This is a genomic window from Vibrio sp. Isolate33 (genome assembly GCF_022397895.1).
Taxonomy (GTDB): domain Bacteria; phylum Pseudomonadota; class Gammaproteobacteria; order Enterobacterales; family Vibrionaceae; genus Vibrio; species Vibrio pomeroyi.
In genome coordinates this window covers 464,845-489,221 of sequence record NZ_JAKEUP010000001.1, presented here as the reverse complement: position 1 = coordinate 489,221, position 24,377 = coordinate 464,845, and the positions used below count along the sequence as shown (strand labels likewise).

The 24,377-nt window shown below is 43.8% G+C and carries 22 protein-coding genes; 11 read left to right on the top strand and 11 right to left on the bottom strand.

Features of this window, described 5'->3' with window-relative positions; translation table 11 throughout:
- Window positions 1-158 precede the first annotated feature (158 nt).
- From L1D37_RS02025 to L1D37_RS01980, 7 genes are all read left to right on the top strand, one after another.
- Window positions 159-2,741 (top strand): nitrate reductase, encoded by a 2,583-nt coding sequence (locus L1D37_RS02025; RefSeq protein ID WP_239846877.1) that lies wholly within the window; start codon window positions 159-161, stop codon window positions 2,739-2,741.
- A 161-nt stretch (window positions 2,742-2,902) separates the two neighbouring features.
- Complete coding sequence (locus tag L1D37_RS02020) at window positions 2,903-3,499, top strand: hypothetical protein (protein WP_239846685.1); 597 nt, start codon at window positions 2,903-2,905, stop codon at window positions 3,497-3,499.
- Between the two features lie 326 nt (window positions 3,500-3,825).
- Window positions 3,826-4,506: a hypothetical protein gene (locus L1D37_RS02015; RefSeq protein WP_239846684.1), complete on the top strand. Its 681-nt coding sequence runs from the start codon at window positions 3,826-3,828 to the stop codon at window positions 4,504-4,506.
- A gap of 176 nt (window positions 4,507-4,682) precedes the next feature.
- A complete protein-coding gene (locus tag L1D37_RS02010; RefSeq protein ID WP_239846683.1) occupies window positions 4,683-5,249 on the top strand; it encodes a hypothetical protein in 567 nt (188 codons plus the stop codon).
- Between the two features lie 145 nt (window positions 5,250-5,394).
- Complete coding sequence (locus L1D37_RS02000) at window positions 5,395-6,285, top strand: SIR2 family protein (protein ID WP_239846681.1); 891 nt, start codon at window positions 5,395-5,397, stop codon at window positions 6,283-6,285.
- Window positions 6,286-6,436: 151 nt separating this feature from the next.
- Window positions 6,437-7,627: a HEPN-associated N-terminal domain-containing protein gene (locus L1D37_RS01990; protein ID WP_239846679.1), complete on the top strand. Its 1,191-nt coding sequence runs from the start codon at window positions 6,437-6,439 to the stop codon at window positions 7,625-7,627.
- A 106-nt stretch (window positions 7,628-7,733) separates the two neighbouring features.
- A complete protein-coding gene (locus tag L1D37_RS01980) occupies window positions 7,734-8,372 on the top strand; it encodes a hypothetical protein (RefSeq protein ID WP_239846678.1) in 639 nt (212 codons plus the stop codon).
- A gap of 45 nt (window positions 8,373-8,417) precedes the next feature.
- Here L1D37_RS01980 and L1D37_RS01975 read toward each other — a convergent pair whose 3' ends face one another.
- The 3 genes from L1D37_RS01975 to L1D37_RS01965 form a co-directional block, all read right to left on the bottom strand.
- Window positions 8,418-8,816, bottom strand: a complete 399-nt coding sequence (locus tag L1D37_RS01975) for a hypothetical protein (protein ID WP_239846677.1) — start codon at window positions 8,814-8,816, stop codon at window positions 8,418-8,420.
- Between the two features lie 205 nt (window positions 8,817-9,021).
- Window positions 9,022-11,475, bottom strand: coding sequence for a CHASE3 domain-containing protein (locus L1D37_RS01970; protein ID WP_239846876.1), 2,454 nt, complete (start codon window positions 11,473-11,475; stop codon window positions 9,022-9,024).
- Between the two features lie 196 nt (window positions 11,476-11,671).
- Complete coding sequence (locus L1D37_RS01965) at window positions 11,672-13,246, bottom strand: EAL domain-containing protein (RefSeq protein WP_239846875.1); 1,575 nt, start codon at window positions 13,244-13,246, stop codon at window positions 11,672-11,674.
- 373 nt (window positions 13,247-13,619) lie between these two features.
- Here L1D37_RS01965 and L1D37_RS01960 point away from each other — a divergent pair, with 373 nt between their 5' ends.
- Complete coding sequence (locus L1D37_RS01960; protein WP_239846676.1) at window positions 13,620-14,042, top strand: lysozyme inhibitor LprI family protein; 423 nt, start codon at window positions 13,620-13,622, stop codon at window positions 14,040-14,042.
- A gap of 126 nt (window positions 14,043-14,168) precedes the next feature.
- Window positions 14,169-14,960 carry a carbon-nitrogen hydrolase family protein gene (locus L1D37_RS01955; protein ID WP_239846675.1) on the top strand — a complete coding sequence of 264 codons (792 nt, stop codon included), beginning with the start codon at window positions 14,169-14,171 and terminating at the stop codon, window positions 14,958-14,960.
- A 97-nt stretch (window positions 14,961-15,057) separates the two neighbouring features.
- Here the strand turns inward: L1D37_RS01955 and L1D37_RS01950 are convergent, their stop codons facing one another.
- The 6 genes from L1D37_RS01950 to rbsD form a co-directional block, all read right to left on the bottom strand.
- Window positions 15,058-16,059, bottom strand: coding sequence for a substrate-binding domain-containing protein (locus L1D37_RS01950; protein WP_132744138.1), 1,002 nt, complete (start codon window positions 16,057-16,059; stop codon window positions 15,058-15,060).
- A gap of 113 nt (window positions 16,060-16,172) precedes the next feature.
- Window positions 16,173-17,099: a ribokinase gene (gene rbsK, locus L1D37_RS01945; RefSeq protein WP_239846674.1), complete on the bottom strand. Its 927-nt coding sequence runs from the start codon at window positions 17,097-17,099 to the stop codon at window positions 16,173-16,175.
- A 206-nt stretch (window positions 17,100-17,305) separates the two neighbouring features.
- Window positions 17,306-18,184, bottom strand: coding sequence for a ribose ABC transporter substrate-binding protein RbsB (gene rbsB / locus L1D37_RS01940; RefSeq protein WP_017060856.1), 879 nt, complete (start codon window positions 18,182-18,184; stop codon window positions 17,306-17,308).
- A gap of 127 nt (window positions 18,185-18,311) precedes the next feature.
- Window positions 18,312-19,304, bottom strand: a complete 993-nt coding sequence (gene rbsC, locus L1D37_RS01935) for a ribose ABC transporter permease (RefSeq protein ID WP_009844905.1) — start codon at window positions 19,302-19,304, stop codon at window positions 18,312-18,314.
- Entirely contained in the window at window positions 19,301-20,806 is a 1,506-nt protein-coding gene (rbsA, locus tag L1D37_RS01930; RefSeq protein ID WP_145575226.1) for a ribose ABC transporter ATP-binding protein RbsA, read from the bottom strand. The genes rbsC and rbsA overlap by 4 nt, the downstream gene beginning before the upstream one ends.
- A gap of 93 nt (window positions 20,807-20,899) precedes the next feature.
- Window positions 20,900-21,319, bottom strand: a complete 420-nt coding sequence (rbsD, locus tag L1D37_RS01925; protein ID WP_048663521.1) for a D-ribose pyranase — start codon at window positions 21,317-21,319, stop codon at window positions 20,900-20,902.
- Window positions 21,320-21,402: 83 nt separating this feature from the next.
- On the opposite strand from rbsD, the gene L1D37_RS01920 reads away from it, so the two are divergent.
- Window positions 21,403-21,630: a hypothetical protein gene (locus L1D37_RS01920; protein ID WP_239846673.1), complete on the top strand. Its 228-nt coding sequence runs from the start codon at window positions 21,403-21,405 to the stop codon at window positions 21,628-21,630.
- A gap of 17 nt (window positions 21,631-21,647) precedes the next feature.
- Here L1D37_RS01920 and L1D37_RS01915 read toward each other — a convergent pair whose 3' ends face one another.
- Complete coding sequence (locus L1D37_RS01915) at window positions 21,648-21,962, bottom strand: winged helix-turn-helix domain-containing protein (protein ID WP_239846672.1); 315 nt, start codon at window positions 21,960-21,962, stop codon at window positions 21,648-21,650.
- Between the two features lie 405 nt (window positions 21,963-22,367).
- Between L1D37_RS01915 and L1D37_RS01910 the strand changes: the two genes are divergently transcribed.
- Window positions 22,368-23,000 carry a porin family protein gene (locus L1D37_RS01910; protein ID WP_239846671.1) on the top strand — a complete coding sequence of 211 codons (633 nt, stop codon included), beginning with the start codon at window positions 22,368-22,370 and terminating at the stop codon, window positions 22,998-23,000.
- A 150-nt stretch (window positions 23,001-23,150) separates the two neighbouring features.
- Here the strand turns inward: L1D37_RS01910 and L1D37_RS01905 are convergent, their stop codons facing one another.
- Entirely contained in the window at window positions 23,151-24,194 is a 1,044-nt protein-coding gene (locus tag L1D37_RS01905; protein WP_239846670.1) for an endonuclease/exonuclease/phosphatase family protein, read from the bottom strand.
- Between the last annotated feature and the right edge of the window lie 183 nt (window positions 24,195-24,377).

Sequence of the window (24,377 nt, the reverse complement as noted above, 5' to 3'; positions counted from 1 at the left end):
GATCTTATTTTAAGTCTTTGTAAATAATGGTTATTTTTCTTGTTGTGGAAAGGTGTAAATAGTGGCGTGCAAATTGCTGTAATTAAAAAGACAAAATTTCATGGCTGAGCAAGGGTAACAAACGACGCTCTGTTCGCTAGATGAGAAACATAAGAACATTGCACGAGGGAAGAGTGATGAGTTCAAACAAGGATTGGATTAAATCAACGTGTGCTTACTGTGGCGTAGGTTGTGGCATTGAAGTGAGGCCCACTTCTTCGGGGAAACTGGAAGTGCGTGGCGATAAAGACCACCCATCGAATTACGGCAAGCTGTGTACTAAGGGCGCAGCGTTGGGCGACACCGTGACGCCAATTGGCCGTTTAACTCAGCCGATGCAGCGAGTAGAGAACGAGCAACAGCAATTGCCTTGGGGCGAGGCTTCACAATTGGTGGCAGATAAGTTTGCCCAAGCGATTAAAGAACATGGGCCAGATTCGGTCGCCTTCTATGTATCAGGCCAATTGCTGACTGAAGACTACTATGTCGCCAACAAACTGATGAAAGGTTTTATTGGTAGCGCCAACATCGACAGTAACTCTCGCCTTTGCATGGCATCGAGTGTGGTTGGGCATAAACGTGCGTTCGGCACCGATACCGTTCCTGTCTGTTATGAAGATTTAGAACAAGCAGAAGTCGTCGTTATCACTGGCTCAAACCTCGCTTGGTGTCACCCTGTGCTATTCCAAAGGTTAAGAGCGGCCAAACAAGCCAACCCTGCATTGAAAGTGATCGTGATTGACCCGCGTTATACCGATACCTGTGAAATTGCCGACATGCACTTGGCATTGGAGTCAGGCTCAGATGTTGCACTGTTCAATGGTTTGCTAGCCTATTTAGATGATAACGACCAGCTTGACACTGACTACATTGAACATCACACCCAAGGCTTTACTGAAGCCATTCGATCCGCAACGCATTACCGTTATACAGAATCAGGTTGGGGCGACAAAAGTGTTCCCGAACTAACAGGGCTTACAGAGCTGCAACTCGAACAGTTCTACAAGTTGTTTGCTTCTAATGAGAAAGTGCTCACCATCTATTCCCAAGGCGTAAACCAATCCACACAAGGGTGCGACAAGGTAAACGCCATTATTAACTGCCATTTAGCGACCGGAAAAATCGGTAAACCGGGTATGGGGCCTTTCTCAGTAACAGGCCAGCCAAACGCAATGGGCGGCCGAGAAGTGGGTGGCTTAGCCAATACCTTAGCGGCGCACTTTGAATTTGGCGATCCGCAGTCACACCAAACCGTCAGTGAGTTTTGGCAAACTGACAGCTTAGCGACTCGCGCAGGCTTAAAAGCCATCGACCTATTTGATGCGATGAACGACGGTAAGATAAAAGCCGTGTGGATCATGGCAACCAACCCAGTCGTGAGTTTGCCAGATAGCGAAAAGATCAAAACCGCATTAGAGAAGTGCCCGTTTGTGGTGGTGTCGGACTGCATTGCCGATACGGAAACCACACGCTTGGCCGATGTGGTGCTACCCGCGCAAGGGTGGAGTGAAAAGTCAGGCACAGTAACCAACTCGGAACGTCGAATCTCACGCCAACGCCGAGTGTTACCAAGCCCTGGAGAAGCGAAACCTGATTGGTGGATCTTAAAAGAAGTCGCACAAAAAATGGGATTCAAAGACCAGTTTGATTACCGCCACGAAGGCGAGATTTTCAAAGAGTATTGCGAGATGACGGCGCTCGGTAATGAAACAGGTAAAGCGCGTGACTTGTGCTTAATCGGTCTTACTCAGTTAGATGAGAAAGGTTATGGTGAACTCACTCCACAACAATGGCCAGTGCTCGAATATCAACCAGAGATCATTGAACAGCGCATGTTCACCAATGGCGAGTTCTTTACTGAATCTGGCAAAGCGCAGTTTATTGCCGTTGAGCACGACAAGCCGATTGCTGATACCAGTGTCGAATTCCCACTTATCATGAACACAGGCCGAATCCGAGACCAATGGCACACCATGAGCCGCACGGGCTTAGCCGCAGGTTTAGGTGAACACACACCAGAACCCTTTGTTGCCATGCACCCAGATACCGTTGCAGAGCTTGGTTTAGATGAATTTGGGCTAGATGCCTTCAACCAAGCGATTATTAATCCGGTAGTGAAAGTGCGCAGTGCACAAGGGGAGTGCCAAGCTCGTTTAGTGGTAACCAAAGAGATGCGCCGGGAACAAGTCTTCATGCCTATCCACTGGAACGCCCCGACCGCCAAAGACAGCAAACCATGTGATCTGATTTTACCTCATACCGATGCCGCATCAGGCCAGCCAGAATTCAAACACACACCCGTTGTCGTAGAGCCTTGTGGCTATCGCAGTGAAGCCGCACTGGTCAGTGACAAGGTGATGGATTGCAGCGGCTTTGATTATTGGGTACGCCAAAGAGTGGAAGGCGGTTTTCTGTATCGCATCTCATCATCTAAGAACCCAATGGAGTTGGTGATTCAGCTTGCCAACACCCTCGATGCCTTACCAGAGCCCAACGCAGAGGCGATTAAATCACTCCATTACCACGGCAATAAATCATTCAAGAACTACGGCTCAGCCAAGCTAGGTCAATTTGGCGTAAAGCAAGCCTTTGTGGTGAACAGTAAGCTCGACCATCAAAGTATTGATTGGCTGGTGGAGTGCCTAACACGAGAAGCCGATGAAGAGTTTGAAGCCGAGTTTTTGAGTACCATGGCGAAGTAGCCGACTACCTCTAACCTATTAATACCTAAAGTTAAGCGCCGACAATAACGTCGGCGTTTTCGTTTTTAAGTATGCGGTACCGATTGGTTAAACGACAAGTTTCACATATTATGCTTACGTGTTGGTATGTCGTTCTGTAATTTTCAGGTAGAGGTAAGTTGATGTCTAAGTTAGCCATTTCTAAGTTCTTTGAGCATAAACTTGAGGCTCCGCTTCATAACACCGTGTGGTCTTGGGGAAGTGAGAACGCCAAAGGGATTTACCTACGAGCATGGAACCGCACTAAAGTCGGAGATAAGTTCGATATTGCTAACAGCAGCATGGAAACAGACAACGATGGTAGAACCCGAGCGGGTGGAGTAGAGCGCGCTAAACACGTTAAAGCTATTGACCAAGGTAAGCCGGGTTACATTGTTGCAATAGACGGATACGTAGATGACGCAGGCAAATCTCACATTGTCGATTACAACGACAAGGTCGTATTTCGCATTTTATCGCTAACAGTGAACGAGCAGGGCAAAACGCTAGCCGAAGTCGACTACGACAACCCGATACTCATTGAAGCGATTGGCGAAGAGACCGACGTAGCTGCGATTATGGAAAGCCTTGAAGATAAACCCAAAGCCCTTACCACATTAACCAAGGCTGAAAAGCTCGGTTGGCAAATAACAGGCATGAACGACCACGGCGTAACCATTCTACTCAAAGGCAAGAAAACCGGCCTTATCTCATACACTGGCGAATTCAGCGCTGCTTAGGAGTGACCATGTATAACCAAGGCGACCTGTGCCCACACTGCGGCTTAATCATCATGCTACCTACAGATATTGAACCAAAATGCCTAGGATGCGATGAAGAGGTCAACGATCAAGATGACGACTAACTCACACATTGAGCTACTTTCTATATTTTGCGGAGACTATATGGAATTTTTCTGCTTTTTGTCATGTTTGATAAAGAAGTAATCAGGTAAGGTTCTGTTATTAAATGAGTTATTAGACAGTTCCTGAATTGTTTAGATTACTAGACAGAATTATTCTGTCTAATATAGCTGTTAGGCTTTTAATCGAGTAATGGAGAAATAATGAAAAACGTAGATGATTATTTGAAAGAGTTCTCCAATGAAGTCGCTATTCTCACTATAGCTCACTTCACATGGAAGTATGTGAACTCAATAGCCTCAGCAGACAAACAAATTCTAGCTGCACTAAATAGAACACCTTCTAGTTGGAACATATTCTTGCATTCGTTACAAACGACCACATTCATATCTTTAGGGCGTATTTTTGACTCTAATGGTGGCTCTTTTTCAATTCATAGGTTAGCCCGCTACTGTTCAAAAAACATTAACGAGTTTGATCGGATTAACCTCAAGTCCAGAAAAATGGATGGGTATGATGAAGAACCTGAGTGGTTGGAAGAGTACTTAAATGGAGCGTATTATCCCAACCAAGGAGATATGAAAAGGCTCAAAGAGGAAATTTCAGGTCATAAAACAACCTATGAAACAAAATTTAAGCCAATTAGAAACAAAGTTATGGCGCACAAAGATTTTTCGAAAATAGGCAAAAATGAAGAGTTGTTTGGAAAAACTAATATTACCGAGTTAGAGGGCATCATTAGTTTTTGTAACCAAATTAAACTAGGGATTCAAGAACAATACTGGAACGGTAGGAAAATCACGTTGACTAATGCTCCTAGATTTGATGGTCATGATCAGTCAGCAGAGAAAGAAGTAAATGATTTATTGAAGAGCCTAAAATAAAAAGCCTAACAAACAATTTAAAAGTGATTCAGCACACTTGGCATTTTTGGTTTGGATTGAGTTTAGTGTTTGCGGTGGTCTAGTTAAGTGTCGTGGTCGCGTGCTTCACACTTTAATTGGGCGTTATATGGCAAATCCAATAAGTAACAAGAAATCGACGCAATAGAAGGTGAGTAATGAAACTTGAGTTATTTGATAAAATGTTAAAGCGTATTTCCGGTGGGGATTATTCATCGGATAAATTACAAGTGTTATACGCTAACGCCGAGAAACAAGGTGATGAGCAAGGTCGCAAATTAATGGCTCACATCGTTAACTACTCGCAATATCAAGATACGGTTTTGTATAAAAAATTGGTTCCAGAAAGTGACGTTAAACGCAAACAATTTATGGAAGACGAAGGTTTTACGTGTGCTAATTGGTTGTGGTCTTGGTCGTTCGTTAATCAGGAGAAAAAAGTAATTGCTTTTGGTGCCTGGAACACCGCATATGTTGATGAAAATAATGTTGTGATTCTTTGTGAGAGTTGGAAAGGAAAGGAGCGAGAAGCCTTAGGGTATAGCCAAGCACTGAAACATATAGATTTAGTTGAAAACGAAGGTTATAGCTATCAGGTCTTTAATATGATACATGGTGGACATGACTCTAATGGGCGTTCGAAAATTGCCGGAATAGATCCAGTTTTACGAAATGCTACAGTAAGGAAAGAAGGCGTGGACTGGATAGCAACGGTTTCGCAATAAACTGCCATATAACAATCTGTTTAAAAATGATTCGCAACGCGTGGTATTTATACGATGCGTTGGTTTTAGTGTTTAAGGTGGTATGCGGGAGCTTCGGCATTGCGTTGCTCACACCTTAATGTGGCGTTATATTTTTTGGAAAGTTATGAAAAACACAGTCTTTTTTGGAAATGGTCTGAATCGGATTTCGGATAATGCAGTCAGTTGGAATGACTTACTAAACAATATAAAGAATGAAAATCAGTTCGACCATCAGGATCTACCAAATACGATGGTCTACGAACGTATATTTTTGGGAAAGCACAAACCAGAGGTAAGCGAAAAATCAGATGAGTTGCAGTTAAAGCAGCATATCGCAGATGCTATGAAGTCACAGGGTTCCAATGAAATATTCGAACTACTAACTGAGATGCCTTTTACTGACTATATCACCACTAATTACGACTATGCCTTCGAGCAGGCTATAGATTGTAATCCACAGAAATTGAGCACTGAAGACATTTATAGTTTACGCCGAAAGCGCAGTTATAAAACTGCTAGCGGTGAAAAGTTACTATGGAACATACATGGTGAAATTGACCATCCAAAGTCAATTATGCTCGGTCTTGACCATTACTGCGGTTCGGTCAGCAAACTAGATAGTTACGTAAAAGGTAAGTACCTTCATAAGGTTAGTGGTAATACAGTTTCTGTTAATTCAATACGTGAAAAGTTAGCTTCAAACGAATACTGTCAAACATCATGGGTCGATCTTTTCTTTAGCGGCGATGTTCACATACTGGGTTTCTCGTTAGATTACAGTGAAACAGATATTTGGTGGTTGCTTAATAAACGTGCTCGATTTTATGCTGATGGTTTAGTTAACAACAAAGTTTACTTCTATGACAGTAAAGGTATTCCGCTAGAGAAAAAGGAACTCTTAGAATCCTTTAACGTTGAAGTCGTAGAGTTCGAAGTTGTGGAACATGACTATAAGGGTATGTATCATTCAATTCTTGAGCATATTCAAAAGCCACCTCAGGCTAAAGTCGCTTAAAAATATAACAAACTGTTTAAGAGTGATTCGCAACGCTTGGCAATTTTGCTATGCGTTGCGTCTAGTGTTTAAGGTGGCATGCGGCGGCTTCGGTATTACGTTGCTCACACCTTAGCAAGGCGTTATACCTATACTTTTGATTTGGTGGATTATGGGACGTGTAAAAGACTTTATGATGGAGGAAGAAAGAAGAGGTTTCTACTCCATTGGTGAAAAGTACCTTTGTTCAGGATGTGTAGGCGAACAAGATTTAGCGTCGTATGTTCGTGAGAAAGGCGAAAGAGGTGCATGTTCCTACTGTGGTAACAAATTAAGGAATGTCGTTCACTTTGACATGGTGATGAAACATCTTGTTGCCTGTATCACTCAAGAATATGGAGACCCAAATGATGTTGGAGTAGCTTGGGATCGTGGTTGGTGTGGCGACGTTTTCGATTCATACGATTTGCTAGACAGAATTGGTATTCCGTTTGAAAGCATGGAACTGCAAGATGATGTACTTTCATCATTAGAAGGAAAACAATGGTGTAAACAAGACTTTTATCAGCTATCTCCCTCGCAGGCATACATCTTTGGTTGGAAAAAATTTGTAGATCTAGTCAAACACAAATCACGTTATTCTTTCTACAGAACAGTAGAAGAAAATGAGTATGGTGGATATGAAGAAATCCCTGCACAGTATTTCATGGATTCCTTAAGTGACATTGTTGAATCACTTAATCTGTATAAAACGTTACCAGCTAATAGTACTGTACTGCGTGTGCGAATCCACGACAGAAAAGAGAAGCTGAGTACTGCAAAGCAATTAGGTTCTCCTCCATTAGAGTATTCAACTTTCGCTAACCGTATGAGTCCATCCGGAATTTCTATGTTTTACGGCGCGTTTGAACGACGCACCGCTATAGCTGAAACATATGAGGTTAGTAGTGAAGATAAAGTTGCGACGGTAGGAACATTTGAAGTGACAAGGGATTTGAAACTTGTTGATTTCAGTAAACTTCCTAATCCCAAAGGCTTCTTTAGTGGCGTTGAACGCAACTATCGGCATAAGTTAGAGTTTATTTATGAGTTTCTGGAAGACTTTACTGCTCCTGTATCTAAGGATGGTCTTGAGCATATAGAATACGTTCCTACTCAGATTGTCAGTGAGCATTTCAGGTTTATCCACTCTACTCTAGATAGCAGAAAAGTAGACGGTATTATTTACCCAAGTTCAAAGAAAAATGGGAATAAAGCTATCGTTCTTTTTTGTGACAACAATGAATGCATTGAACAACATGAATCTAAAGGTTTACTTAAACTTATCAAGACTAACAGAGTTAACCCCAAGGCGTATATATAGGTATAACAAACTGTTTAATAGGGATTCGCAACGCGTGGCATTTTTACTATGCGTTGGTTTTTAGTGTTTAAGGCGGTATGCGGCGTTATGTGTCCAGAGGCAATTTATGAATAAAGGTCAATCAACAATACTGTTGGCTGAACGTTGGAAATTGGAAGACTTTACAATTCTCACTAAAGAATACCAGCAGCTTTATGGCTTTTTCCATGCGTTGCGAGCAATCGATGAAGGAAAGTTTTCTAACTTAGAATTTGAGCGGATGCCTTGGCTTGGTGGTGGAAGCGTCGTTGGCTTTTTCAGTATTGTCGGAAAGTTTGTTAGCCATGAGGAGCAACCTGTGGTCAAACGGATTCAATATGCTTCACCAGGTTATATTGAACTTACACTTTTAATTGAAGTAGCCAAAGATATTGGCATTATCGTTAGTGCTCTTGCTGGTGCAATTACAAGTGCAGCAGGCACGTATCATGTTATTTATTCTCAATATCAAAAGAGGAAACTCACTCAGCTAAAGATCAAGGATTTGGAAGCAAAGCAATTGAGAGACGAAATTGCTTTTGTTAAAAAATCGGTAGTAGACCTACATGAAACATTCAAGTTAACTTCAAAGCAAGTTAAAGCGCTACACCAACTATCCAAAGGTGATGAACTAGTTCAGCTTAAAATGTTGCTTGCGTTATATCGAAGAGCTAAGCCTGTTGCGGAGTTGCAGGTACAAAAAAAGGCAAACTTTAAAGACGCATAACTAGTATTAAAGAGTCACAAAGGGCGCCAACAGGCGCCCTTTGTGTTAGTTAGCAACACTATAAGTGTCGTAGTCGCGCAGTAAGAAGAGTGCAACACAGGCTGCGAGCATTGGCCAAGAGGCAAAGAACAGTAGGTTATTGAACGGGTCCATGTACTTTGCGAAAGAGGCGAAGGTAGAACCTGCATGCAGGACCAAAATCGCACCGTAGGTGTACTTCTTCCACATGCCGACGACGAACGCGCCTAAAAATCCGAGTTGAGCGACACCCAGCGCCATCATCGCATTCACCGGCATGTCGATGCCGTAAAAGCCAGACAGCACCTTTGTAGCGTGTTCAGGTACTAGGATCTTATCTAAGCCCCAGAACAAGAAGACGATAAAAATGCCGATTCTCAGCAGCAGTAGGCTGGTTGCCAGTTTGGTTTGAAGTGTCTTTTCCATGATATTCCTTTTGTGCACTCAAGATGCGATGAAGTTAAATGTCCATCAAAGGAGACCCATGGCCGTTGGTTTTTCTTTCGCGGTTTTTCAAAGCCTTATGTAACAAGGAGTGTCTGGTTGAATCGCTTGTGATTGAAAGCCTAAATGGCGGTTTGAGTATGGCTTGTTTGCTAAAAGAAGGTTGGTGTCTATGATCCTAACACACCTAACCCGTTCGATTAGGCAGTTGCGGAGCATAAGCCATCATCATGCGCTGAGCCTGATGTTCATTCACTAAGATGCGGTTGATGAGTTTTTGAAGTTGCTCGATGTCTGGCAATTGTTGATGCCTTACTTGTTTCTCAAGGGTAAGGGCTTGGTGAGAGAGCATTTTCAAGCCAAGGTTCAACGACATCCCTTTAATGGAGTGCAGGGTTTGCCTTAGTGAGTTGATGTTATGTTGCATGTAGTACTCGATGAGTTGGTCTATCGACTCCTCAAGCTCTCTGGATGTCGACTCTAGCAGTATGATCAACTCATGGTGGTTCTCTTTGAATGATTGAATCACTTCAGATTTGCTTATCTCTTCTTCAGTCAGGCTCAGTTTTTCAATCGGTTCTCGGTGAAGTTCTATCACGTTGCTGGTTGGGTCGATGGTTTTATCGCTGCTGGCTTGTTTGGGAAGGCGTGACGAGAACTGCTGCAGTGCATCGAAGAAGCTTTCTTGCTGTAGAGGCTTAGTCAAAACGTGGTCTGCGCCTGCTTCAATAAAGCTGTCATGTGCCTCGCGGAACACATCTGCGGTATACGCAAAGATCAACGTCTCTAAACCAAGTTGTTGCCTAATAAACTGTGTTGCCTCAATCCCGTTCATCTCAGGCATGTGGTTATCCATTAAGATAAGATCATACTTAGCCGTTTTGAGGTATTCCGTTGCGATTCTTCCGTTTTCAGCTAGCTCGACATGGTAGCCGAGGTTTTCACAAAAGCCTTTTGCCACAATCGCGTTAATTCGGTTGTCTTCCACCAGAAGCACATTCAATGGTGTATTGAACGGCTCTGCTGTGCTCAGTAGGTTGGGGTGTATGTCGGTTGCTTGGCGTTCTTGCCACATGATGGGAAGTGATACTTTGAATTTAGTGCCCAACCCAACAGCGCTGTTTAGCGTTATCTGTCCTTCCATTAATTCGACAAGCTTCTTAACAATCGCAAGGCCAAGTCCTGTACCGCCAAACTTTCTGGTGGTTGATGCGTCTGCTTGCTCGAATGAGTTAAAGATGTGCTGATGCTTATCTTGTGGAATGCCGACGCCAGTATCCGTGACTGTCAGTAATAGTTCGTTCATGGGTTGGTTAAGCTCGGCTTGAATCAACACATGGCCTTCGTTGGTGAACTTGGTTGCGTTACCGCCTAGGTTAAACAAGATTTGTCGTAACCTTGCACAATCACCAACGATGTCGATGTTGTTAGGCACCTCGTTCTCGACAATCAAGCGGATACTTTTCTCATCGGCCATGGGTTTGATAGCGCTACAAACCGGTTTAATGACTTGTTCAAAGTTAAACGGCGCTATGTCCAATTCAAGCTTGTTCTCTTCAACTTTAGAGAAGTCTAGGATGTCATTGAGTATGGTCATGAGGTGCTGACCTGAATCGAGGATGACATTGATGTTCTCTTTGGTTGAGGGCTCTTTGGTTTGAGAAGCGATGATTTGCGAGATTCCGAGCACACCATTCATCGGGGTACGTATTTCGTGACTCATGGTTGAAAGAAACTCGCTTTTTGCCTTGGCAGCGGCTTCGGCTTTTTTACGTTCCGCGATCAGTTCCTGATTGGATGCTTCCATCTGGCTGTTACTTCTTACTAGGTTTGTCGCCATTTTGTGGAAGCTGTGGGTGAGCTGAGCCACCTCGTCTTTACCTTTCATTGAAGGGTTACGTTCTAAGGTTGAAGCGACTTGTTTCAAATGACCTGCCGACACTTGGTTTGCAGCATTGAGAAGTAGGTGAATACGTTTATTGATTCTGTTTGACGACCATGTAACAACAAGCAGCGAAATAAACGTTGAAAGTAGTGTTCCAAGAAACAGTACATAGGTGGTTTGGCTTGCGGAGTTTTCGGACTTTTCGACTCGAATCTGAATGAGTTTCTGTTCAATTTCTATGAATACGGCTATTTCGCTGCGAATCTCATCAATGATTTTCTTTCCGGTTTGTTTCTGAGTTAGCTCGATAACATTCTGCATTGTGGTGTAGCCATTACCGACGAGGCTACGTTGAGCGATTTCTTTTTCTCCGGCTTCTGCTAGCCATGCTTCGTGAAGATCATCTATGCGCTTTAGTCGTTCAACTTGGGGTGGGTTATCACTGACTTGATCACTCAAGGTACTGATTTTTTGATTCCACACATCAAGTGCAAGATCGTAAGGTTCTAGGAAGACAGGATCACCGGTAATCAGGTATCCACGTTGGCCTGTTTCCATATCAATCGCAAGGTTAAGGAGTTCTTGAGCGCGAGCAATGGCCTTGTGGGTGTGAACCACCCAATGGTTATCTTCGACGATGGACTGCGTGTTTTGATGGACAGAAAACGAGACGAGAACCATTAACGCAATAGGGGTGGAAAAACTGACTAATAACTTCCATTGTAGGGATATATCATCAAACCAACTCGCAAACATAAAGACACGCATTCCACACACTAAAAACCTATTGTTAGTGTAGGTGAGATTGTTGGGTGTACAAATGCATAGTGTGTGGTTGGGTATAGTAGTTAACGAAAAGTAGAGCTAGGGCACTAAAAACAGGGCTCTAGCTCTATTATTTCGAGGCTTTAGGTAAACATCAATGATACACAATGTATCAATCGCGCCTAGGTTACTCTAACGCTGTAGTCGAAGGCGATGACGCAGGAAAACCAAGGCTAGATTCTACATGTTGCTGCCTGAGCAAGCTTATTGTTAGGTTGATTGGCATCGGCTTATAAAAGTAGAAGCCTTGGATATAATCGACACCCAGTTTAGACAAAATGTTTACTTGGGATTCGTACTCAACGCCTTCAACGATGACTTGCATGCCTAAGGTTTGTGACAACTGAAGCATGGACTCCAGCAAAGGGATACCAAGGCTTGATTCGTCAGAAATGTTCTTCACAAACACACGGTCGATCTTGAGAATGCTGAACGGAAATTGTCTCACAAAATCCAAGCCCGCATAGCCAGTACCAAAGTCATCAATCGCGACTCTCACGCCTAAATCAGCAAGCTTGGTTAAGTTGTTTTTGATCTTTACCATATCCGCATCAGAACACTCGCCATCTTCTGTCACTTCAAAAACCACTTGCTTGAGAATGTCTGGATTCTTTTTGTAGATACTAATCACTTTGTTTGCGAAGTTACTGTTAGAGACAACGTTTCGGCTGATATTGACGCTGATGTATTTTGACTCAAACAGCTCGCGATGATTCTTCATTGTGTACAGCACTTCACGCAACACAAAGTAGGTTAGGTCTTCAATCAACCCTAAGCTCTCTGCAAGAGGGATGAAGATGGCAGGGGATACATTGCCTTCAATAGGGTCGTTCCACCTGAGCAGCGACTCACAGCCCACAATTTCAGTTGTGTTTCGGTTAACGATAGGCTGCATGTGAACATGTAGGTGTTTGTTTTTGAGTGCGCTAGACAACGAGTACTCTAAGCTGCGTTGGCTCTGTTTTTTATGCTTGAGAGAAAGAAGAATGATGGTGGTAATTCCAGCCATCAAAAAGCCAAACCACAAGTAGCTCAACAAGAAATGCAGATAATACTGATAGCCAATGTATGAGGTGATGGTCAGCGGGTAGATGTTCGATTGTATCCGCACTTTGGCAATGGATGCGTCGATATTCGAAGGGTGGATATCTCTTTGGATTACATCAACTTTGGCCTGAATGCCATGATTGTGAAGGTTCGCTTCTACAATGTCATAGATAAAGTGCGGCGGAATCATCAGGCTCACCCCTGCATCTTCCTTATTCGAGAAAATAAGCATGATGGATTGCACTTGGGTGATGGCTGAATTGGAATACGATAGGGTGGTTAAATTTGGATCGTCGTTGAGTCTTTCTCTGATCGTGCTGTAAAGGCGAAACGAAACCTCACCATCGGTGGTCGAACAATAAAATCGGTTCTGTTTGTTGAATACGGCGGCTTCTTTTACCCAATCGGCATCAAAAACGTTTTGTCTTAGCTCTCTAACAATTGCATCGCAAGATTGGTCTGGGGTGATGCCCGACAAAAAACGGTTGAACCTTGATTGGATGCCTTCAAGTCGTGTTTCGACGAGCTTTGATGTGTCTTGGGTTAAATTCTGGTAGTGAGACGGTGTAAACGGGATAAGCAATGCCATAGAGAAGAAGAAAGAAATGGCAAAGTAGAACGAAGTCTTGGCAAAATGTTGGTACTTGATATCCATAGTCGGAGAAGCGTTACCGATTGGGTGAGCATTCAATTTAATTTATAAATTTAACGATTACGTAGCAATAGTAATAATAAATATTGTGAATACGCGCATGAATTATTGATAAAGATAATATGTTTTCCATTTTTACCAGCGAAATCTTGATGTTATCTCGTTTTTTCTTGGTGGAGTTGGTGATATTTTGCATGATTCATACGTATAACAAGCGCTTATATCCCGATAATTTTTGATGTTATTTGCTTAAAGATCGAAAGAGATTTAAATATTGAGCCATGTTCAATCTAATTAGCTGATATGGTCACAAGTTAAACAAGGTTATAAGGAAATGTCATCGAACCATTCACGGGTGACAATATTTAGGATGTTTATGAAAAGATTGATATCAGTACTCGCATTCACTTTGCTGTCTGGCTCTGTATTAGCAGATGAACAGGCTGTCGATTGTGAAAATGCGATGACGACGTTAGAAATTAACCACTGTGCGTCGATTGAGTTGGAATCTGCACAAGTGGAACTTGATCAATACCTTGAATCGAGCTTTGAACACAACGCGTATGACGAGGAGTTGGTGAGTTCCATAAAGGTCGCTCAAGAGAGTTGGCAAGCGTACATGACAGCGCATTGTGACTCTGTATATACCCAATGGCGCGATGGCTCTATTCGTGGCTTGATGGCACTTTCTTGCAAAACCAAACTCACCAAGCAAAGAACACATGAGGTGTGGGAAAACTTCTTAACTTATATGGATAGCACGCCGCCCGTTTTACCAGAGCCTAAGCTGATGAAGTAGATGACCTGCTTATGAGAGTGTGCGCTTGCTTCAACCATTCGCGTTCGTGTCAGTAAGTGAGAGAGGATTTCGTTACTCTGCCGTTCTTAGGTTCAAGTTTAAGTGTTACCCAGTAAGGATTCGATTTTGGACAGTGTTAGCATAACCCTTATTCAGCTTGAGGTTGAATACAAAAATAAACAGAAGAACATTTCGTCGGTCTCTGAGCTTTTAGAAGCCGAGACGTCGGTGGGTGATATAACATTGCTGCCTGAACTTTTCTCTACGGGGTATATTTTTAACGATGCTGAAGAAATTCATGAGTTGTGTGAAGACTTCATTAATAGCCCTACCATTGATTCGTTAACGGTTTTAGCTGCGAAGCATGAGACGTTAATCGTTGCTGGTATTGCAGAACTAGATAACGGCCAGTATTACAACAGTGTGGCTGTGATTGATGGATCTGGATTGCGCCATAAATACAGAAAAGTCAGCCAAACAAAGTTCGATAAGCAGTACTTTTCGAGAGGTTCAGAGGTGCTAACCTTTGAGCACAAGGGCTTAACGTTTGGTGTGGCGATTTGTTTTGATGTTTGGTTCCCAGAGATCATGAGAGCGTATCAGTCGGTAGACGTTGTTCTTCATCCAGCGAATTTTGGCGGCCATCATAGCTTTGCCATTGCTCAAGCGAGAGCCTTGGAGGAAGGGTGTCATATAGTTACTTGTAATCGCGTTGGGCAAGATGTGGTTGATGCGTTTACCGCGACATACTGTGGTGGCAGTCGAGTTTATTCTCCAAAAGGCGATTTGTTACTTGAGCTGAATGAACAGCAGTTTGTAGAAACGGTGGTGATTCAGGATTTGTCTATCGCGCCTCAATACAATGGCGTCGATGTGTTAGACGAAATACAGCAAATCGCATTTGTGTTGAATCGCTAAGAAGATAAGTGAAGTGCATTAGGATCGAAAAGGGCAAGGTTGTTTAACCTTGCCCTTTGTTACTTTTAACTGTTGATTAGAGCTGTAAGAAAGCGCTTTAAATAGCTTTTACGCTGCTTCGCTCAACTAATGTTGGCTCTAATTCAACCACTTGCGGGTAAGCGTCTGGCGTTTGTAATCTACTCAAAAGTGTATCCACAGCCGCTTTACCTAAACGGTGTTTTGGCTGGTGGACAGTGCTTAGCGCTGGTGTCATGTATTTCGACAGGTGGATGTCATCGTAACCAATGATAGATAGGTCATTCGGAATCGAAGTGCCATCTTGAGCCGCTGCGTGAATCACGCCCATAGCCATCATGTCATTACTCACAAACAGTGCGCTAGGCATTCCACCACGCGCTTTTAGTGTTTGGTAAGAATCAAAACCGCCATCACATTCGAAGTTAGATTCTACAATCCAGTTAGGGTTGATCTCTAAGTTCGCTTCTTCCATCGCTTGCTTGAAGCCTTGGTAACGAGACGAGGCTTGATTGCGATGAAGCGGGCCAGTGATACAACCAATTTGAGAGTGACCGTTATCGATCAAGTGCTTGGTTGCCATGTAACCACCTTGATGCGAGTTGTCTTGGATCTTATCGCTGGCAAACAACATTGGGCCCCAATCCATAACCACTACAGGCAGTTCAGGGTAACGTTCAAACACATCGATATGTTCGCCTTCAAGGGTAGAACACATCAGCATTAAGCCATCGACACGCTTTTGCAGCAAAGTATCGATGGATGATTTCATGCGTTCGCTGTCACCCTCGGTGTTGCACAAAATCAGGTTGTAGCCTTTTTCGTAACAACGACGCTCAACGCCTTTTACTACCTCGCCAAAGAATGGGTTAGTAGAAGTCGTCACCAGCATTCCAAGGGTTTTGGTTTGCTTCATTTTCAAGCTACGAGCCAATGCAGAGGGTGCGTAGTTGAGTTCTTTAGCCGCATTGTTAACACGCTCAGCTATCTCTTCACTGACAAAACGTGACTTGTTGATCACATGGCTCACGGTAGAAGTCGAAACCTTTGCGAGCCGAGCGATGTCTTTCATTGTTGCCATAAAAAATCCTTGTGGGAGTAACTTGCCACGTTGCGCAATATTCTGCCTGAAAACAGGGGCTTATGCTTGTTATTTGTTGTTAACGAATCTTAAGGTTAACAGTCAAAAATCAACTAAGCAGACAGTTGCTCTGCTAAAAACGCATCGGTTTCTGCACGGCTTGGAATCGAGGTTTGAGCGCCAAAGCGTGTCACTGAAATTGCTGCCGCAGCGTGAGCAAACTTAATTGCGCGTTCTAATGGCATGTCTTCAAGTAAGCCCGTCACTAATGCGCCGTTGAAGGTATCACCCGCAGCTGTGGTGTCTGTCGCTTCAACTCGGAAGCCGGCGATTAACTCACCTTCACCGTTTCTACTTACCCAAACACCTTTAGCGCCAAGAGTGATCATCACCGTCTCGATGCCTTTCGCATGCAGAGCCAAAGCCGCCTGATGAGCAGATGCGCTGTCGGTTACGGTAACGCCTGTCAGTACTTCTGCTTCGGTTTCGTTTGGTGTAATCACATCAATACAAGCTAATAAGGTGTCCGATAGTGGGCGAGCAGGGGCAGGGTTTAGAATCACGCGAGTACCGCTCTCTTTTGCGGTTTTCGCTGCGTATTCAATACCTTCAATTGGCGTTTCAAGTTGAGTTAGCAGGTATTTAGCACCACGAATCTTCTCTAGATGTGGTTCGATTTGGTCGCAAGTCAGTTTGTCATTGGCTTCTGCAGAAAGACAAATGCTGTTTTCGCCCGTTGCGGATACTTGGATCATCGCGATGCCAGTTGGAGTGTTGTCTGCCACGATAACACCGTCGATGTTGATGCCGTCTTTAGCGAAGTCTTGACGAATGTTGATGCCGAATGGGTCGTCACCGACACAGGCGATAAAGCCGATATCTGCGTTTAATCGCGCAGCAGCGACTGCTTGGTTTGCGCCTTTACCGCCAGGGATGACCTGATAGTTACCGCCAATCAAGGTTTCACCCGGACGAGGGAACGAAGGAACTTGCAGTACGTGGTCAGCGTTAACGCTACCTAAAACAATCAGTTGAGTCATGATACGAGCCTTATGATATATCGTATTTGAAAATGCATGGGTCTTTCTCATTACGTTAATTCTCGTTACGTAAATTGCTCGCCTTGTTAGCGGCTTATGAGAAACAGCGATGCACTGTCGGGTTTTGCTTTTTGTTTGAGTCAGTGAGCTAATCAAAGCAGGGAGATAGGGGACTCCCTGCTTTATATCGCGTTACCTAGTAACGATTATTTAGCGATGATTTTTAGAGGTACTGGTACGTACTCGTCTACTGTTTCGCCTTTCAGTACTTTGTCTGCCATTTCGATACCTAGAGAACCGATTAGGTCAGGTTGTTGTGCAACTGTAGCGCCTAGTAGGCCACGGTTAACTGCTGCGATGCCGTCGTCTGTGCCATCAAAGCCAACAATCATTACTTCTTTACCTGAAGCTTGAACTGCGCGAAGTGCACCTAGTGCCATTTCATCATTCTGCGCGAATACTGCTTGTACATCTGGGTTAGCTGCAAGCAAGTTTTCCATTACGTTCAGACCTTTAGTACGGTCGAAATCAGCAGGTTGGCTTGCAAGAAGTTCAAGGTCGCTGCCGTTTACTGCGTTCATGAAGCCTTCACCACGTTCACGAGCTGCAGAGGTACCAGCAATACCTTCAAGTTGGATTACTTTCGCTTTTTCGCCCACTTTTTCCATGATGAAGTGACCTGCCATTTCACCACCGATTACGTTATCAGAAGCGATGTGGCTCACTACGTCACCACGGCTTGCGCCACGGTCTAGTGTTAGTACTGGGATGTTTGAACGGTTAGCCATGCGAATCGCGTTAGACACAGCATCTGAATCTGTTGGGTTGATCAGGATTGCCTTAACACCACGAATGGTTAGATCTTCAATGTTCGACAGCTCTTTGCTTGGGTCGTTTTGAGAATCCAGAACGATAAGCTTGTAGCCTAGCTCTTCAGCTTTCGCTTCTGCGCCATCTTTCATGGTTACAAAGAATGGGTTGTTCAATGTAGACAGAACGATTGCCATTGTATCTTGAGCCTGTGCAGACACAGATACCGTTGTAGAAAGAAGAGCAGCAGAAATAAGAGTCGCTAATTTTTTCATGGTGTAAGTCCTTTGTGTAGGGTGAGCTAGGAGGTGAGTCCTAGCTCGTTGTTACATTATTTATAGATTCTAATATTTAAAGGTAAAACAGGGTGTTACTTGTATTAACCTAGAGTGTGAATAGGTTTTATTTGTTTTTGTTGTCGACCAATACTGCCAGAAGAATAACCACTGCTTTTGCAATCATCTGGTAGTAAGAAGATACGTCTAGTAGGTTTAGGGCGTTGTTTAGGAAGCCGATAATCAATGCACCAATCAATGTGCCCATGATGCGGCCACGACCGCCCGCTAAGCTTGTTCCGCCAAGAACCACGGCTGCGATAGCGTCTAGCTCATAACCCATACCTGCGGTTGGTTGAGCCGATGACAAACGAGATGCCACGATGATGCCTGCAACCGCTGCTAACAGACCACAGATTGCGTAAACACCGATTTTTACTTTGTCTACGTCGATGCCTGATAGGCGAGTTGCTGATTCGTTGCCGCCCAGTGCGTAAACGTAACGACCAAAGCGTGTGTGGTTAAGTAGGTACCATACCGCTGCGAATACCACGACCATGATCCATACTGGAACTGGGATGCCCATTGCGTAGCCTGTACCGAACCAAGCGAATGCGTCTGCTGTGTCGGTGAAGCCTGTTGAGATAGGACGACCATCGGTGTAAACCATGGTTACACCACGAAGTAGTGTCATGGTGACAAGCGTTGCGATGAAGGCTTGAACCTTACCCTTAGCGATAATCACACCACTGATAGCACCTAATGCTGCGCCAGCTACAAGAGCGGTTGGTACTGCGATCATCACAGGGATTTCCATGCCAATCATGCTGGCTGCGAACGCACCACAAAGCGCCAGTACAGAACCAACACTCAAGTCGATACCCGCGGTTAGGATAACCAACGTCATACCTACAGCGATGATTGCGTTAACCGAGGTTTGGCGCAGGATGTTTAGAATGTTGTCGACAGTAAAGAAGTTCGGGTTTAAGAAAGAAACGACAACAATCAGGAAGATCAAAGCAATCAATGACTTTTGATCAATCAGCCACTCTTTGCTGATTAATGGTTTCTTCTTTGGCGCTTCAGTTTCAGTTGTTTTGCTCATGGTTTTAGTACTCATGCTGCGTCCTCGTTGATCTTTTTACCGACCGCACACGCCAGTAATAATTCTTGGTTTGCTTCTTTAGCATCAAATTCACCGCTTACACGGCCTTCATGCATCACCATGATGCGGTCACTCATTCCTAACACTTCTGGCATTTCAGATGAGACCAAAATAATGCTCATGCCGTCGGCTTTAAATTTATTAATGAGTTGGTAAATTTCTTTCTTAGCACCGACATCGACACCACGCGTTGGCTCGTCGAGAATCAGTACTTTTGGTTTGGTCATCAAGCCTTTAGCGATAGCCACCTTCTGTTGGTTACCACCAGAAAGGTTGCCGATGATTTGCTCGCGAGTAGGGGTTTTGATGTTGAATAGCTTGATGAAGTCATCAACCGCAATCACTTCGTCTTTGTGTTGGATTTGGCCGCTCTTAGTCAGTAGATCCAGTGAACAAAGAGACATGTTCTCTTTCACTGAAAGCCCAAGCACTAAGCCGTCACCTTTACGGTCTTCAGAGATGTAAGCAATGCCATTAGCAAGGCCATCTTTCGGACTTACCGGGTTAATGGTTTTGTTTTCTAGGTTGATAACGCCACGCTCACTCGGAAGGGCACCGTAAATCACTTTCATCAGCTCGGTACGACCTGCGCCCATCAGCCCTGATACACCCAAGATTTCACCGCGTTTTAGAGTAAAGCTCACGTCATGAACGCCAGAACCGGTTAGGCCAATCACTTCAAGGCAAGTCTCGCCAAAACCAGAGTGGATTCTTGGGTATTGCTCATCCAGTTTACGGCCAACCATCATCTCGATTAGGCCATCTTCATCTGTGTCTTTTACTTCACATTGACCAATGAATTTACCGTCACGAAGTACGGTGATGTCGTCACAAATCTCAAAGATCTCTTTCAAACGGTGAGAGATGTAAACAATGCCGCAGCCTTCATCACGCAGTTCGTTAATCACTTTAAACAGAGACTCAGTTTCAGTATCGGTTAGCGCATCAGTAGGCTCATCCATGATGATGACCTTAGATTCAAACGATAGGGCTTTCGCGATCTCTACCATTTGTTGCTCACCAAGACTTAGCTGGCCTAGAGGTGTTTTCGAGCTGTGTTTTACGTTAAGGCGTTTAAGTAGTTTGTCCGCTTCTTGGTACATCTCGTTCCACAAGATGCGACCCATGGTGCCCGTGATTTCACGACCTAAGAAAATGTTCTCGGCGATGGTTAACTCAGGGATTAGGTTCAATTCTTGGTGAATGATACTAATGCCTGCTTGTTGAGAATCACGCGGCCCTTTGAATGCAGCAGGCTTTCCTTGGTAGGCGATAGTACCGCCATCCAAGTGATAAATACCTGTCAGCACTTTCATGAGGGTTGATTTACCTGCACCGTTCTCACCCATTAACGCCATTACGCGTCCTGGGTAAACGTTGAGGCTTGCCTTATCCAGTGCTTTCACACCAGGGAAGGCTTTCTCAATTGAGCTAAGTTCTAAAATGGCTTGAGTCATGTCGGTTCCTTTACTCGGGGCCAGTTGTATTTGATTGTTCTGTATATGTATTTTTTCAGTGATGACACTGAGCTGTCGTTGCGTTTTGATTAATTAAAAGGTTACGCCAGCTTGGAAAATAACATTCGCGTAAGGCGTGCATTCACCTGTACGAATCACAGCGCGGCTATCATGTGTACGCTGCTTGAATTCTTCATGAGTGATGTAAGTAATCGAAAGTGGTTTTCCACAACGTGCTTCTTCCGTTTTGATTTGATCAATCAGCGCCGCGTGATGTTCAGGGCTGACTTTCGCGAATTCTTCTGCAATCACAACGCCTTCGATTTGAGACTCATCAAGCATGGTCTTCACTGTTTGAGCGAAGCTCGGCACACCGTGAGTCAAAGCAAGATCAATACGAGTTACATGATCCGGAATCGGCAAGCCAGCGTCACAAATCGTGATTTCATCTGTGTGGCCAAGAGTCGCCACTAGGTAAGAGAGTTCAGAGTTTATTAGAGTACTTTTTTTCATATCACGACCTATCGAAAAATAACGTTTGATGGGTTGAGAACAACTCAAGAAAAAGTCATCGAAACGTTTCGATAGTGATAATAGTGTCTGATTTATCATTTGCACTATTCACTTTCTTAGAGTGTGATAACGATCATCGAAACGTTTCGATGGGGTGTTTTTTGGTGATCTTAGTCACCGACATTGATTGCATAAATACGTACAAAACTGGCGACTACAAGGTGTATTCATTGAACATCAGACTGAATAGAAAGTGGGGATGGTTGCGATGCGTTACTCGCACAGTGTTGTTTGAATCTGGCGGTTCGTAATCCCCAATTCTAGCTAACTAAGTGGGCTCAACGGATAACGCATAGCCAAACTTGTTGATGGTAATTATTTGGACACTCGGTGCTCTCAATCGTGCAAAGACATTACGAAGGTTATAAACCACATTAGCCAGAGCATGAGGTGACGAGAGTTCTCCGTCCCAGCAGATATCTACGATGTGTTCTCTCGAAATGGGTTTTCCCACATTTTCTAGCAGTAAGCAGAGCACCGCCAAAAGATGAGGGCGCAACGTTATTTTGTTTCCCTGTGGGTTGGTGATAGTTCGAGCGTCGATATCAAGGCTTAAGCCGTTGAGGTTTATGATGTGGTTCATCGTGTTTCTGTTCGTCTTATTTTGAATGGTGGAGATTGATCGAGTAGTTCGTTAGGTGTGCTAGTGATTCAAAGCGCGCGGATTATGCGAAATAACACCACTCTTGAAAGTAAGCGTTCGTAAGTCTGCGCGAATAAAATCTAAAAATGAGACGGTTTGAAAATTGAGTGGAAGGTTTTCTTTAGAAAGGGCTTGTTTTTATTTCTTTATTATTCATGTGTTTATTTGCTTATTACTGATTGTGTTGTTTGAAATGACAAAGTGATTACATTTTTATTTATTTTTTTGTTTTCTGTGAGCTTAACCTGCTTGCGAATTCGACGGGGTGTCGGATAACTCTAACAAGATTGTGCAGCAGAGGAAGGCGTAACAATCTTGATTTGCAATAAGTAAGGTCAAGCAGTAATGAACAACAAATTTATTCTAAGCATTGCGATGATGTCAGCAGTGGCAGCAAACAATGTAATGGCAGCGGACAATGGTTTCTACCTAGGCGGCGCAATCGGCACGTCTGGTGTGGATGATGGTGGTATGTTTTCGGGAAATAACGATCCTGTGACTTTCAAAGCAGAAGACAATACTTACCGACTTATCGCAGGCTACAGGTTTAACCGTATTGTATCACTTGAACTACAGTACACGGATTTCGGTGATGTTGTTGCTAAATTCCCACGAAGCGGAGACGGCTTTACATGGACTCCTCAAATCTTTTCGGCTGCTGCAAATCTTGGCTACACATTTGATAATGGCGTGCGCCCATTTGGTACAATTGGTTTATCTTCAATCGATTTAGATATGAAGAACTCTGACGGTTCACGTCCTTCAGGCGCAGACTTTGACGATACAGGTACAGGCGTACGTTTGGGTGTTGGTGTTGAATACACACCAACAAAACACCCAGAATTTAGTTTAAGACTCGGTTACGAAGCGGATACATTTACGGTAGACACTTACGAGGGGTACAGCTGGAACCAAAGAAAAGTTGAGAAAGACGTAGTACTTGATTCGTTCTACCTTGGCGCAACATACAACTTTTAAGTTTCACACTTTGCTAAACGGTAAATCGGTTTCTAAATGGGGCGTCGGTTGGCTCAACCCGTTTGGCTAAAGTGGAAGGCCGCAGTTTTGAACTGCGGCTTTTTTAATACTTATCTTTGGTGAATATCGAGTGAGAATGTCACAAAATCGCTAGGCGTCACGGATGTGAGCGGTAACTGATACTACGGCATGGTCAGTACTGAATTGGTCGTGTTCAAAGCTTGGGTTGATGAGGTGATGGTCTAACACTGCGTAGCTAGAGATCTCCATCAAGCTCGATGAGTTCTGACAGTCAAATTCGTTCGACATCAAGATGTAATCCAGAACAGAACCAGAGGCACCGTAATAGTGGGTTGGTTTGCGTTGTTCTAGTAAGTCTTCTTCATGCAACTGATGATAGAGATCCCAACTGTCTCTCAATCGAAAATGCGATAACCAATGTCTGCTCGCTTCATCTCGATTCAATGAATAGCTCAACAGCCCTTTGAACTCATCGTTGAATAGGGGCTTGTTAAAGTCGCCCATCAACACAACAGGTTGATCGGTTTGGTAGCGTTGATTGGTGATGTATTGATGCAGCATTTGAGCTTCTAGGCCACGTTGAACACTCGATAACCACGATCCTAGTTGTTCCTGATGAAGCTTAATCAAGGTGTCGCTTTGTGGCTTTTTATCTGCTGAGCGGCCACTGGATTCTAGCGGTTCAGCTTTGGGTTCGGTTGGACGTTGCGATTTGAAGTGCACAACATAACAGTCGGTCGAACCTAAATGGGGTAACGTAATCGTGGCGTGAACAGGTGTTCGGTTGAATGAGAATTTGTCGTCAAGGTTGAAGGCTGAAAGTAGCTCTAAATCCGGTGTCACAGGCTGCACATTTTCAATCGGGTAACGCGATGCGATACCAACGACAGGAGAGGTGTACAGGTAATCATCTTCAACATGTGCGCTATCGACCACCGCAAAGTATGGGTAACCCAGTTGCTTCATTAACTGCTCTAAAGATTCAGGGCTAAAGATCTCTTGAAAGCCAATCACATCACAATCGGACGAGCGGATCGCTTCAGCTATCCAGCCTTGTTTCTTTTGCCACTCCTCGAAGCTGTAGATGTTCTCAAAATCATAATAAGCATTCGGTGGTTCGAGGTAGTTCAAAAGATTGAACGTTGAGAATGTTATTTGGTTTGGTTTGTTCAAGGTTGAATCCTATTGAAATCACTCTTTTAAGGATATCTAAAATATGAAGATATTGTTCGGGTTTAGTCAGTTATTTTCATTGGCTCTAGATTAGGGAGTCACTTTCTGATTAGATTCTCTCCGCTCGACGTCTTTAAGGCGTCGCGTTTCTTTTTATCTACGATGAATCAATCGTTTTTTAAA

Excerpts from the sequence above, each read along its gene's own strand:
- L1D37_RS02020 (WP_239846685.1), top strand. The coding sequence starts at position 2,903 with ATGTCTAAGTTAGCCATTTCTAAGTTCTTTGAGCATAAACTTGAGGCT.
- L1D37_RS02015 (WP_239846684.1), top strand. The coding sequence starts at position 3,826 with ATGAAAAACGTAGATGATTATTTGAAAGAGTTCTCCAATGAAGTCGCT.
- L1D37_RS02010 (WP_239846683.1), top strand. The coding sequence starts at position 4,683 with ATGAAACTTGAGTTATTTGATAAAATGTTAAAGCGTATTTCCGGTGGG.
- L1D37_RS02000 (WP_239846681.1), top strand. The coding sequence starts at position 5,395 with ATGAAAAACACAGTCTTTTTTGGAAATGGTCTGAATCGGATTTCGGAT.
- L1D37_RS01990 (WP_239846679.1), top strand. The coding sequence starts at position 6,437 with ATGGGACGTGTAAAAGACTTTATGATGGAGGAAGAAAGAAGAGGTTTC.
- L1D37_RS01980 (WP_239846678.1), top strand. The coding sequence starts at position 7,734 with ATGAATAAAGGTCAATCAACAATACTGTTGGCTGAACGTTGGAAATTG.
- L1D37_RS01975 (WP_239846677.1), bottom strand. The coding sequence starts at position 8,816 with ATGGAAAAGACACTTCAAACCAAACTGGCAACCAGCCTACTGCTGCTG.
- L1D37_RS01970 (WP_239846876.1), bottom strand. The coding sequence starts at position 11,475 with ATGTTTGCGAGTTGGTTTGATGATATATCCCTACAATGGAAGTTATTA.
- L1D37_RS01965 (WP_239846875.1), bottom strand. The coding sequence starts at position 13,246 with ATGGATATCAAGTACCAACATTTTGCCAAGACTTCGTTCTACTTTGCC.
- L1D37_RS01960 (WP_239846676.1), top strand. The coding sequence starts at position 13,620 with ATGAAAAGATTGATATCAGTACTCGCATTCACTTTGCTGTCTGGCTCT.
- L1D37_RS01950 (WP_132744138.1), bottom strand. The coding sequence starts at position 16,059 with ATGGCAACAATGAAAGACATCGCTCGGCTCGCAAAGGTTTCGACTTCT.
- rbsK (WP_239846674.1), bottom strand. The coding sequence starts at position 17,099 with ATGACTCAACTGATTGTTTTAGGTAGCGTTAACGCTGACCACGTACTG.
- rbsB (WP_017060856.1), bottom strand. The coding sequence starts at position 18,184 with ATGAAAAAATTAGCGACTCTTATTTCTGCTGCTCTTCTTTCTACAACG.
- rbsC (WP_009844905.1), bottom strand. The coding sequence starts at position 19,304 with ATGAGTACTAAAACCATGAGCAAAACAACTGAAACTGAAGCGCCAAAG.
- rbsA (WP_145575226.1), bottom strand. The coding sequence starts at position 20,806 with ATGACTCAAGCCATTTTAGAACTTAGCTCAATTGAGAAAGCCTTCCCT.
- rbsD (WP_048663521.1), bottom strand. The coding sequence starts at position 21,319 with ATGAAAAAAAGTACTCTAATAAACTCTGAACTCTCTTACCTAGTGGCG.
- L1D37_RS01915 (WP_239846672.1), bottom strand. The coding sequence starts at position 21,962 with ATGAACCACATCATAAACCTCAACGGCTTAAGCCTTGATATCGACGCT.
- L1D37_RS01910 (WP_239846671.1), top strand. The coding sequence starts at position 22,368 with ATGAACAACAAATTTATTCTAAGCATTGCGATGATGTCAGCAGTGGCA.